This is a genomic window from Corynebacterium sp. HMSC036D02 (assembly GCF_001836165.1).
Taxonomy (GTDB): Bacteria; Actinomycetota; Actinomycetes; order Mycobacteriales; family Mycobacteriaceae; genus Corynebacterium.
On the sequence record NZ_KV827693.1, the window covers coordinates 22,108 to 33,459 of the forward strand.

At 63.5% G+C, this 11,352-nt stretch carries 12 protein-coding genes; 6 read left to right on the forward strand and 6 right to left on the reverse strand.

From position 1 onward, the window contains the following. Positions 1–18: 18 nt before the first annotated feature. The 3 genes from HMPREF2743_RS09000 to HMPREF2743_RS09010 are packed head-to-tail and all read left to right on the forward strand — an operon-like array spanning position 19 to position 2,621. Entirely contained in the window at positions 19–966 is a 948-nt protein-coding gene (locus HMPREF2743_RS09000) for an L-lactate dehydrogenase (RefSeq protein WP_010188488.1), read from the forward strand. Further along, a complete protein-coding gene (locus HMPREF2743_RS09005) occupies positions 966–1,670 on the forward strand; it encodes a glycerophosphodiester phosphodiesterase family protein (RefSeq protein WP_070818617.1) in 705 nt (234 codons plus the stop codon). Before HMPREF2743_RS09000 ends, HMPREF2743_RS09005 begins: the two co-directional genes overlap by 1 nt. A gap of 21 nt (positions 1,671–1,691) precedes the next feature. After that, complete coding sequence (locus HMPREF2743_RS09010; protein WP_070818618.1) at positions 1,692–2,621, forward strand: DUF5926 family protein; 930 nt, start codon at positions 1,692–1,694, stop codon at positions 2,619–2,621. A 106-nt stretch (positions 2,622–2,727) separates the two neighbouring features. Here HMPREF2743_RS09010 and HMPREF2743_RS09015 read toward each other — a convergent pair whose 3' ends face one another. The 3 genes from HMPREF2743_RS09015 to HMPREF2743_RS09025 form a co-directional block, all read right to left on the reverse strand. Further along, a complete protein-coding gene (locus tag HMPREF2743_RS09015) occupies positions 2,728–4,131 on the reverse strand; it encodes an LCP family protein (protein WP_083321622.1) in 1,404 nt (467 codons plus the stop codon). A 92-nt stretch (positions 4,132–4,223) separates the two neighbouring features. Next, positions 4,224–4,922, reverse strand: a complete 699-nt coding sequence (locus HMPREF2743_RS09020; RefSeq protein ID WP_070818619.1) for a CPBP family intramembrane glutamic endopeptidase — start codon at positions 4,920–4,922, stop codon at positions 4,224–4,226. Continuing rightward, on the reverse strand, positions 4,919–6,064 hold the full coding sequence (locus HMPREF2743_RS09025; protein WP_070818620.1) for an amidase: 1,146 nt from the start codon (positions 6,062–6,064) through the stop codon (positions 4,919–4,921). The genes HMPREF2743_RS09020 and HMPREF2743_RS09025 overlap by 4 nt, the downstream gene beginning before the upstream one ends. A 41-nt stretch (positions 6,065–6,105) precedes the next feature. On the opposite strand from HMPREF2743_RS09025, the gene pheA reads away from it, so the two are divergent. Continuing rightward, positions 6,106–7,017: a prephenate dehydratase gene (gene pheA, locus HMPREF2743_RS09030; RefSeq protein ID WP_070818621.1), complete on the forward strand. Its 912-nt coding sequence runs from the start codon at positions 6,106–6,108 to the stop codon at positions 7,015–7,017. Positions 7,018–7,028: 11 nt separating this feature from the next. Then, the gene (locus tag HMPREF2743_RS09035; RefSeq protein WP_070525952.1) at positions 7,029–7,676 is read left to right on the forward strand and encodes a histidine phosphatase family protein; all 648 of its coding nucleotides are present in this window, start codon (positions 7,029–7,031) and stop codon (positions 7,674–7,676) included. 35 nt (positions 7,677–7,711) lie between these two features. Here HMPREF2743_RS09035 and HMPREF2743_RS09040 read toward each other — a convergent pair whose 3' ends face one another. From HMPREF2743_RS09040 to HMPREF2743_RS09050, 3 genes are all read right to left on the reverse strand, one after another. Then, a complete protein-coding gene (locus HMPREF2743_RS09040) occupies positions 7,712–8,059 on the reverse strand; it encodes a metallopeptidase family protein (RefSeq protein ID WP_070818622.1) in 348 nt (115 codons plus the stop codon). Positions 8,060–8,087: 28 nt separating this feature from the next. After that, on the reverse strand, positions 8,088–9,203 hold the full coding sequence (locus tag HMPREF2743_RS09045) for a septum formation family protein (protein WP_070818623.1): 1,116 nt from the start codon (positions 9,201–9,203) through the stop codon (positions 8,088–8,090). Between the two features lie 73 nt (positions 9,204–9,276). Further along, positions 9,277–10,008: a GntR family transcriptional regulator gene (locus HMPREF2743_RS09050; RefSeq protein WP_210400257.1), complete on the reverse strand. Its 732-nt coding sequence runs from the start codon at positions 10,006–10,008 to the stop codon at positions 9,277–9,279. A 66-nt stretch (positions 10,009–10,074) separates the two neighbouring features. Here HMPREF2743_RS09050 and serS point away from each other — a divergent pair, with 66 nt between their 5' ends. Further along, a complete protein-coding gene (gene serS, locus HMPREF2743_RS09055; protein WP_070818625.1) occupies positions 10,075–11,337 on the forward strand; it encodes a serine--tRNA ligase in 1,263 nt (420 codons plus the stop codon). Positions 11,338–11,352 lie beyond the last annotated feature (15 nt).

Below are 11,352 nucleotides of genomic sequence, written 5' to 3' on the forward strand. Positions count from 1 at the left end.
AGGGGCACAATAGGAGTCATGGGAAATCATGTTGGAAACAAAGTAGTACTCATCGGCGCTGGCGATGTTGGAGTTGCTTACGCCTACGCTCTGGTCAACCAGGGCACTGTTGATCACCTGGCCATCATCGACATCGACGAAAAGAAGCTCGAAGGCAACGTCATGGACCTCAACCATGGCGTCGTCTGGGCCCCGTCCCGCACTCGCGTGACCAAGGGCACCTACGAAGACTGCAAGGACGCCTCCATGGTCGTCATCTGCGCCGGTGCCGCACAGAAGCCCGGCGAGACCCGCCTGCAGCTCGTGGACAAGAACGTCAAGATCATGAACTCCATCGTGGCGGACGTCATGAAGAATGACTTCGACGGTATCTTCTTGGTCGCCTCCAACCCGGTGGACCTGCTGACCTACGCAGTGTGGAAGGCCTCCGGCTTCCCGCACGAGCGCGTCATCGGCTCCGGCACCGTCCTGGACTCGGCCCGCTACCGCTACATGCTCTCTGAGATGGATGACGTGGCTCCGACCTCCGTCCACGCCTACATCATCGGCGAGCACGGCGATTCCGAGCTGCCGGTTGTCTCCTCCGCCAACATCGCAGGTGTCTCCCTGTCCCACCGTTCTGAGAAGGACCCGGGCTACAACGAGCGCATCGAGAAGATCTTCGAGGACACCCGGGACGCCGCCTACCACATCATCGACGCTAAGGGCTCCACCTCCTACGGCATCGGCATGGCCCTGGCCCGCATCACCCGCGCGGTCATCCAGAACCAGGCCGTCGCCCTTCCGGTCTCTGCTTACCTGCAGGGCGAGTACGGCCACGAGGATGTCTTCATCGGCACCCCGGCCATCGTTGACCGCTCCGGCGTTAACCGCGTTATCGAGCTGGCCCTCGATGAGCACGAGAAGGAGCGCTTCGAGAACTCCTTCAACACTCTCAACACCATCAAGGAAGAAATCTTCGGCTAGTGAAGATTGTCGCCCACAGGGGATACTCCGGGAAATATCCGGAGCTATCCCCTCTTGCCTTTGAAAAAGCGCTCGAGCTTCCCATTCACGGCATCGAGTGCGATATCCGCCTGAGCAGCGACGGCAAGGTGGTGGTTCACCACGATCCCACGCTGGACCGGACCACGAATGGCTCAGGTCGAGTGTCTCGCATGACATGGGAGGAGCTGCGCCGCCTCAAGATTGGCGGCGGCCAGCGCATGCTGATTCTCGACGAACTCCTCGACATGCTCGGGGAAAAGAAGCACCACCTCTACATTGAGACCAAGCATCCCTCGGGGCAGGGCGACATCCTCGAAGAACAGATGGTGCTGCGGCTGCGCTACGCCGGGCTTCTCGACGACCCCCGGATCCACATGATTTCCTTTTCCCACCGGGCCATCCGTCGAATGGCAGCGCTCGCCCCGCACGTCGACCGCATCTATCTGCGTCGCGATTGGGAGCGCCATTTCAATCGCCCAGATATCCTGTTATCGCAGCCCACAGGCTTAGGTATGTCGCTGTTGCGCGGCAAGCTCCAACCTGGTGCCATCGGCGCGCATGGTCTGCCCACGTACATGTGGACCATCGATAAACCTGAGGACATGAAGTGGGCATGGGCCAATGGGGTGGATATTCTCGCCACGAACCAACCGGAAGTGGCCCTGCATGCCATTGAGCTGTAATGAACAGGTAAGTTGTTCAGTATGGCCAAGAAGAAAAAGAAGAACGAACAGCTGCCGGAGGGCATGTCCCGCCGCCAAGCTAAGCTCGCTGCCCGCGCCGCCGAGCGCGCTGCCCTGGAAAAGGACCCTCGCCCCTTCGGTGGGCTCGCCGCTGAGGCTAGCCTCGTCGCCCTGCAGGAATTTGTTCCTTCCGCAACGGCGAAGCTGTCCGTCAAGGGCTTTGACAAGGATGTCTATGTCGCCACTGTGCTGCCTGGTGCTACCGCGGCGCTCATCCGTGAAGAGGAGTCCGGTGGTGAGGCTTTCGTGGGCCTGCAGGTGCAGTCCCACACGCACAACCCGGGCCGTGACCTGGCTTTCGCCCTGAACTGGGTGAAGAACAACGCGCCGGGCTCCACCCTGGAATCCACTGCTGCTGATGGCTCCCAGCCGGAGCTCAAGGAGCTGCTGGAGGAGGACGCCGAGCTGGAGATCAACGTCTACCAGGACTTCGCGTGGTGGATGCCGGAGGGCGCGCAAGTTCCTCCGCAGATGGCGCAGGCTCTGCAGCGCGCCAACGATTCCGTCATTGAGTCCTACCAGGTGGGCCAGGAGGCCGAGGGCTTTGTGGGCACCGCCTTCTGGGCTAACGCCGGTGGCGGCAAGGCGCACATCCGCTGGGTCCGCCCGTGCGATGACGAGAATGCTTTCCTCAACGCCCTCGCGCGCATTGCCGCTCGCGGTGAGCTCAACCTGGGCGAGAACACCAAGTTCGCCGGTGTCTTCCGCACCCACGGCCTGATCGCCCCGGTCTTTGACCTTGACCCAGAGGTTGCGCACGACTCCTACGAGGCTGAGCTGTCTCGCGTGAACAAGGCGTTGGAGGAGGAGATTTCCAACGACGCTAACCTCGACGCCGATGAGCGCAAGCAGCTGCAGAACATCAAGTCCCGTCAGGTGACGCTGCGCTAATTCTTCGGTGCCTTCGCCCCCGAGGCGCGGGTACGAAACGATCAAATAAGGCTCCAAAACCACAAGGTTTTGGAGCCTTATTTGATCGAAACGACCGGCCGAAGCCTTAGCGCATGGAGTCCCAGAGCGCTTGGGCCTCGGCGTCATCCCAGAGGACGACGTTGCCCACGACCGTGTCCTCGAAGCCGCCGATGGGAACCGTCTTCGTCTCCACGCCCGAGGCCATGGATAGCGCCACGCGGGCGAGGTGCCAGACGTGGTCCTTCTCGTTGACGATGAAGGAATCCGCGGTGTGGTTGACCAGGGAGACGGCCTTGAAGGGGTTGCCAATTGTCGAGAAGGACGTTGCCTTATCCAGCAGCGCGGCGAAGAACTCGCGCTGGCGCTCGACGCGGTCCAGGTCACCCATCGCGGTAGCGCGGGTACGCACATAGCCGAGGGCATCTGGGCCGCGGAGCTTCTGGCAGCCCGCTTGGAGGTCGATGCCCGCGAGCGGATCGTTGATGGGCTCCTTGACGCAAATCTCCACGCCGCCGACGGAATCCACGACGTTTGCCAAGCCACCCATGCCGATCTCCGCATAGTGATCGATGTGGAGGCCGGTGGCTTGTTCCACGGTTTGGGTCAGCAGCTGCGGTCCACCGTAGGTGAAGGCAGCGTTGACCTTGTCCATGCCGAAGCCAGGCACGTCGACGTAGCTATCGCGTGGAATGGAGACCAGCTGGGCCTTTCCGGATGCGGGAATGTGGAGCAGCATGATGGTATCGGTGCGGCCGACGCCTACATCGCCACCGGTACCTAGCTCCGCTTGCTGCTCTTCAGTGAGCCCCTGGCGTGAGTCTGAACCCACCAAAAGCCAGTTCGTCCCGGAGGTCTGTGCCACCTGCTCGGTGGGCAGGGCGTCAATACGGGTCAGGCGTGAATCCGTCCACAAGGTGAAGGCCACCATGAAGACGAGGGCGATGACGACAAGCCAGCCCAGGCAACCGAAAGCCTGCTTGGCCGGGTTGACCTTTTTACGACGGCTATGCGGGCGCCCCGTGGGACGCCCGCGGGACGGAGCCTGCGGGGAATAGCTGCGCGGCGGTGCGTCGGGGCTTCGCCGGTAGGCGTCGGCGGCAGGCTCCCGGGTGGGCGCGCTCTGGCGGGGCGCCGGGCGTGCGGGAGAGTGCTGAGCCATGTAGGCATCTACGTCGAAGCGGGTTTCCTCCGGCCGTGAGCGACGCGGGCTGGGACGCTGGGCGCGTGCGGAATGATGGGACGGCGTGCTGCGCTGTGTGGAGGGGCGGCGGCGCACGGGGCGGCCATAGCGATCACGCAAGGGCTGCCCGTCGGCACCAAGGACAAATTCGCCTGCGTCCTGCCCGGCAGCATGCGAAGCTCGCGGGCCAGCCGGGTCGTGGGGGCGGGAAGAGTTCGCTGAATCAGCGGAGCCCGCGCGGCGCGGCGTGCCGTGGGGCTCGCCGGCACGGCGAGCTTCGCGCTCTGGGTCGCGTCCTTGGTAGGTCATGGGGAACACTGTACCGCGAAATCACTTCCGCCCCATCTATCACACAGGGTGCGGGCGTAGTCTTTGTGGCGCCACGAACTCTTGGCCCGTGCTTAAGCCCCGAAGAGCAGTGCGTAGCCCACGAAAGCGACGGCGTCGATCAGAAAATGCGCGATGACCAGCGGCCACACCTTCCCCGTGCGGTGGAAGTACCAGCCATAGAGCACGCCCATGATGATATTGCCAAAGCCGGCGGAAACGCCCTGGTAGAGGTGATAGGAGCCACGCAAGATAGAGGAAGCAGCCAGTGTTGCGGGCAAGGCCCACCCAGACTGCCTGAGCCTGGTCATGAGCCAGTACACCACCACCAGTTCCTCCGCCCAGGCGTTGGCGAAGGACTTGATGAGCAGCACAGGAATCTCAATCCACGTATCGAAGGCCCCTGGGACGACCTCCTTGGTCCAACCGAAGTGCAACGCTACGTAATACAGTACCAACCCCGGAAGGCCAATGACTGCCGCTAGCGCTGCGCCGTGCAGGCCGTCCCGCCACTGCGGGCGGGGTGGAGAGGAAATCAAGTACAGAGCAAGCGCTCCCCACGCGAAGAGAACCGCGGCACTGCAGAGCTGGAAGGCGAGGTCGAGCAGAGTCGTCGTCGACTGCGAGGCGTTGATGGTGACCGATTGCTCGTTGAGCGGCGCCGGGTTGAGCAGGGAATCGGTCAGCCGCAACGCGGCGCGCACACCAGAAATGCCAAAGGTGATGGTGAGGACGATGAGTATTTCCGCCTGCAGGCGTGAACGCGCGTTCATGGGTGAAGCACCTGGGCGAGGCCGAGAAGGGAGGCGTCGTCAAGCGTGAGCGAACCTAAGTGCACGCCTACGGGCGGATGATCGCGCACCGGCCACGGCACGGAAATGGCGGGCAGCTGCGCTACGTTGAACAACGATCCCCACGGTGACCACCGCGTTTGCTCATCAAAGTTGGCCTGGTGATCCAGCGCCAGGAAGTGCCCGCGCCGGGGCGGATCGAAGGCCAGCATGGGGCTTAAGATGGCGTCTACTTCCCACTCTTGTGCCAGCATTTCCGGTAGCTGAGCGGCGTGGGCGCGGGCCGCGGCAAATTCGGAATCCGTGACGCGGCGGCCCTTCGCGCGGATCCATTCCGCGTAGCCTGCTGCGAAGTCAAGGCCGGCCAGCCGGCGACTAAAGATATGTTGAAAGGCCTCAAAGGTAGCCGCGGCCTGGGGATAGGGGGAAATGGCCACGGTTTCGAAACCCGCGCCTTCAAAGGTGGCGGTGGCCTCTGCGATCGCGCGCAGCATGTGCGGGGCCACCTCGGTGTTAGCGAAGAGGGGATCCGTCAGCACGCCGATGCGGGCGCGCCGGGCACGCGGGCGAAGGCCGTGCAGCGTTGCGGTATCGGCGATGCTGCGCGTGATGAAGCCCTGTACCGAGAGGTCCTCGCCGCCGGGCTTAAAACCGACGACGCCGCAGGCGGCAGCCGGCACGCGGATGGAGCCGCCACCGTCGGAGGCATGCGCGGCGCGCAGCAGACCCCGCGCCACCTGGACCGCCGCCCCGCCGGAGGAACCGCCCGGCGTATGACCCGGGTAGAGCGGATTATCCGGGTGCGGCAGGCCAACAGGTTCGGTGTCCACGCGCAGGCCCAGCTCGGGTGCGGCGGATTTGCCGATGACGAGCGCGCCGGCGTCGATAAGCTCCTGCACGAAAGGATCGGTCTCCTCCGCCACGTAGGCACGCTCGGCATGGCCAAGCGTGGTGGGAATGCCGGCGACATCGTTGAGGTCCTTGACCGAGAGAATCCAGCCGCTTAAGCGCCCGTGCGTTAGCGGCCGACGCTCGAGGTCGAGGTACGTGAAGCCGTGCTCCACAGGGCTTAGGGTCGATAGATCCTCGCGCAGCTTGTCCAGAGTGAACTCGGTGCTCTCCATGGCGGCTCAGTTTAGTAGTTGTGTGAGATAAAGTTGCTGTCATGAGCACCACCATCGCATTCCTCGGGCCCGCCGGAACCTTCACGGAAGCGGCGATGCAGCATTTCGCCGCAGATTTTGCTTCCCCCGAGGGGTTGCCGGTGAGCTCCCCGGCCGAGGCGCTGGCGGCGGTGCGCACTGGTGCGGCGGATTATGCCTGCGTGGCTATCGAAAACTCCGTGGACGGGCCGGTGACAGCCACCTTTGACGCGCTTGCCGCCGGCTCCCGGGTCCAGATCTACCGCGAGGTAGACCTGCCAGTGTCCTTCTCCATTCTGGTGCGCCCCGGCACTACCGCAGAGAATCTTCGCACCTTCTCCACACATCCCGTGGCCTACCAGCAGGTGCGCGGTTGGTTGGAGCAGAACTTGCCGGACGTGGAGTATGTTCCGGCGGCGTCGAATGGCGCGGCGGCGCAGGCCGTGGCGCGCGGGGAGGTGGATGTCGCGGCCGCCCCGGCACGGGCAGCGGAGGTCTTTGGGCTGGACTCTCTTGCGGAGAGCGTGGCAGATGTCGCGGGGGCCACGACTCGTTTCGTCCTCGTGGGACCGGCTGGAAAGCCGACCGAGCGGACCGGCAACGACAGGACGTCCGTCATCTTCACTCTGCCCAACGAGCCCGGCTCCCTGGTGGGGGCCCTGCAGGAATTCGCGCATCGCGGGGTGGATCTCTCCCGCATCGAATCCCGTCCGCTGCGCACCGTCTTCGGCAACTACCGCTTCCACGCCGACCTCATTGGGCACATTGAGGACCAGCCGGTGGCGGAGGCTCTGCGGGCGCTATGGCTGCGGGCGGAGGACGTCGTTTTCGTTGGTTCCTGGCCTTCCGTAGTGGCGCAAGGGGAGGCGCCACGGAACTTGGCGCGGTTGCAAGAGGCCGATGAATGGGTAGCGCAGGCGCGCACCGGCCAATAGTGTGGTGAAGCATGACCGGAAGAATCATCCTGCTGCGCCACGGCCAGACCTTTTCCAATATTGACCGCGTTATGGATACCCGGCCTCCGGGCGCCGAGCTCACCGAGCGCGGCCGCGGCCAGGCAGAAGATGTGGGCCGCGAGCTGGCTGAGCTGTGCGCGGGTCGCCGCGTGCGCTTTGTGTGTTCTATTGCCCTACGCGCCCAGCAGACCGCGATGCTGGCCGCCCGTACCTTCGGCGAGGCCGCCGATGAGCGCAACGTTCCCGTGGAAGTGCGGGTGGGCCTGCACGAGGTTTTCGCAGGTGATCATGAAATGAGCGGCAGCGAAGACACCCACCGCGAATACATGGTGGCACTGCGCGGCTGGCTCGACGGTGACGAGACCGCCCGGATGCCTGGCGGCGAGAGCTACGTGGATGTGCTCGAGCGCTACCAACCGGTGTTGGAGGATCTCGCTGCCGAGCTGGAGGATGATGAAGATATCGTCGTCGTCAGCCACGGCGCCGCCATTCGCGTGGTGACGAAGCATGCCTGCTGCGTGGACCCAGACTTTGCTTATACAGGTTATATGCCGAACTGCCGTTTTACCCTCATGGAGCCGCAGGGCCAGCCTTTTGGCCAGTGGACGCTCAAGCGCTGGGCGGATACAGAAGTCTAGTTCGCTTTGGCGACGGTAGGTGCCCTTCCGGGCACCTACCCCCAGCCGAGCTCGTGGAGGCGGTCTTCCTCAAATCCGAAATAGTGCCCGACCTCGTGGAAGACGGTCACCATGACTTCGTGGGCGAGCTCCTCTTCCGAGTTGCTGATGGCCTGCAACGGCTGCCGGTAAATGGAAATGGTATCCGGCAGGTAGCCGGTGTGTGAGGCGGTGCGCTGCGTGAGCATGACGCCCTCATAAAGCCCCAACAGTTCAGGGTTCTCCGGGTGTTCCTCCTCGACGAGGATGACCAGGTTGCGCATCTGATCAACGAAGCGATCCGGAATTTTATCCAGGGCCTCGCCGACCATTTCCTCAAAGCGTTCTTCGCTGACCTCGTACATGTGGTTACTTCCTGTTCAAGGGCCGGGCTTAGAGGGCCGGTGCCGCAGCTTCAGGGGTGGCGGGAGCGGCGCTCGCACCAGCTGGCTCGGCATTCTCGCCGCCCGGCTGAGCATTCGAGTCACGCAATGGGTTGCGCTTCGGCTGCTCGGTCGGTGGGGCGCCGTTAATGCTCAGGGCCTCGCGTCCCCCTGTGGCAGAGCCGGTGATCTCGGAGAAGTGGCCGTCCTTGATGTGGATCAGTGAGCAATTCACCGAACGGGAGCCACTCTCCCAGGTCTCGCGGCTCATCGCACCCCAGAAAGGTTGCAGCGTGGACTGGTAAAGGTTCTCCTCGCCGCCCAGGTAATCCATGGCGTTTTGGGTACACGTTTCGGAGAGGAACTTATCCATGTCCTCATCGCTGGGGTAGCCATTGGGGAACTTCTCGGCCAGGTTGATGACGGATACGGTCTCCAACTGGTGCGGTTCCTGGCAAGGCACGGTATTGAGCACCTGTTTATCATCCACCTTGCGGCATTCGCCGGGCTTGGCGACGACCGCCTGGTCCACCTCGCTGACCTTGCCGGTGGATTCCTGCGGTACGCCGTTGACGTCGGTCGTCTGCAGGCCGCACAGCAAGGTGCGGTCACCCTGATCCCAGGATGCGGCCGGCGGAAGGATGGAAGCGATGTCGTAGCGTCCGTTGGGATCCCATTTGCCGTTGAGGTAGCTCACCGTTGGAGCTTCGCACAGCTCATCGCGCAGAGCGTTTTGCCGTGTGATGTCCGGACGCTTGGCGTTGGGGCCGAATTCGCTGGTGGGGTAGGCGCTGAGATCCTCGCGAGCGGAGACCTCGAAGCGGTGCGGTTTATCGCAGCTGATCTGCTCAAAACCGGTGGCGGTGCCGTCCGGGGCGATGCCCCACGTCACGCACGCGCCCGCGGAGGCGGTGGTGAAGGGAGCAGCTTCGCCGTCGACGGCAGAAGGATCAGCAGCCTGGTTATCGTCGGTGCTGGAGCTAGCGGAGCCTCGTCCGGCCGAATCGGTGCCGGTTGGTTCGCCGCTGAAGAGGCCGTAGGACGCCATGAAGACGGCCGCGGCCACGGCTGCAACGAGGACGACGCGGATGGCAGAGGCGGAGCGCCACGCAGATGAAGTGCTCATAGAACTCCTCATACTACTCCCTTAACGGCCCTGGCTTCTAGCCCGCCCGGCGCCGTTCGGGGCGAGGGTGCCGCTACATACGCGCGCGGGAGACGTGTGTTGTGAGGCGGTAGCGGTCAGTGCGGTAGACCGAGGAACACCATTCAACCGGCCGGTCCCCAGAGCGGGCGAGGCGGGTGATGTGCAGCAGTGGGGTGCCCGGTGAGACGTCGAGAAGCTCGGCGATGTCTTCCTCCGCCGCCACCGCGGTGACAGTCTGCTCGGCCTCGGTGATGGGCACTTTGAAGGTGTTATCCAAGATCGAGTAGACGGAATTATAGATGTCATTTTCCAACAGCGTTGGCGCAAAAGCGGAGTTATACCAGCCATCGTCGATGGAATAAGGCTCGCCGTCGCCCAAGCGCAGGCGCCGCAGATGGGTATGCGCAACTGTGGTCTCGGTGCCGAAGAACTCACAGACCTCACCGGGCGCGGTGCTGCGCTCACCCAGCAGGATTCGCGAGGAAGCCTGCACCTTCTGGTAGCCCATCTCATCGGAAAAGGAGGCCAAGTGGAGCCGGGAGACCAGTGGGTTCGGTGCCACGAAAGTGCCCTTGCCACGCACCCGCCGCAGGCGGCCCTCAGCCACTAAGTCACCGATGGCGCGGCGCACGGTGATGCGGGAGACGCCGTAGGTTTCTTCGAGAATGCGCTCGCCGGGGAGGATGTCACCGGGTTTGAGGGTGGTTCGGCAGAGCTCGGAGAGAATATCCCGCAGCTGAGCGTGCTTGGGCACGGGGCCGTCGGTAATGATGTGAGGTGCCATGTTACCCATGATAATCCGCTGGTTATGACCAGCGCAAAGGTATGATCGTGCGCTAGACTATCCGGCGTGATTGATCTCAAGTTTCTTCGCGAAAATCCCGATGTCGTCCGCGCCTCCCAGGTAAACCGTGGGGAGGACCCCGCTTTGGTGGACCAGCTGCTCGCCGCCGATGAGGAGCGTCGCGCGGCCATTGTGAAGGCAGACCAGCTGCGTTCGGAGCAGAAGGCCTTTGGCAAGAAGATTGGCCAGGCCTCCCCCGAGGAGCGCCCAGCGCTGCTGGAGGGCTCCAACGAGCTGAAGGAGAAGGTCAAGGCGGCCGGCGAGGAAGCGGCCGCGGCCGAGGCCAAGGTAACGGAGCTGCAGTATCAGCTCTCCAACGTGGTGGAGGGTGCTCCGGCGGGTGGCGAAGATGACTTCATCGTCCTCGAAGAGGTCGGTGAAAAGCCGCAGTTCGACTTCGAGCCGAAGGATCACCTGGAGCTGGGTGAGACGCTGGGGCTTATCGACGTCAAGCGGGGCGCCAAAGTCGGCGGCGCACGTTTCTACTACCTCACCGGCGATGGAGCCTTCCTGCAGCTGGGCATGCTGATGCTGGCTGCGCAGAAAGCCCGCGAGGCCGGTTTCCAGCTCATGATCCCGCCGGTACTCGTGCGCCCGGACGTTATGCAGGGAACTGGCTTCTTGGGCCAGCACTCCGATGAGATTTACTACCTTCCGGCGGATGATCTTTACCTGGTCGGCACCTCCGAGGTGGCCTTGGCTGGCTACCACAAGGAAGAAATCATCGACCTGTCCAAGGGGCCGTTGCAGTATGCAGGCTGGTCTTCTTGCTTCCGCCGCGAGGCAGGTTCGCACGGCAAGGACACCCGCGGCATCCTGCGCGTGCACCAGTTCGACAAGCTGGAGATGTTTGTCTACTGCAAGCCGGAAGACGCCGAGGAGATGCACCAGAAGCTCCTGAACATGGAAAAGGACATGCTGGAGGCGATGGAGCTGCCCTACCGCACCATCGATATCGCGGGCGGAGACCTGGGTTCCTCTGCGGCTCGCAAGTTCGATAACGAGGCGTGGGTGCCCACCCAGGGCACGTACCGCGAGCTCACCTCGACCTCGAACTGCACCACCTTCCAGGCGCGCCGCCTGTCCACGCGCTACCGCGATGAGAACGGCAAGACCCAGTACGCCGCCACGCTCAATGGCACCCTGGCGACCACCCGCTGGCTCGTGGCCATTCTGGAGAACCACCAGCAGGCAGACGGCTCCGTCGTGGTTCCGGAGGCACTGCGCCCATTCGTGGGCAAGGACGTTCTGTACCCCGTAAACTCCTAGAAGAACGCGGCGCGC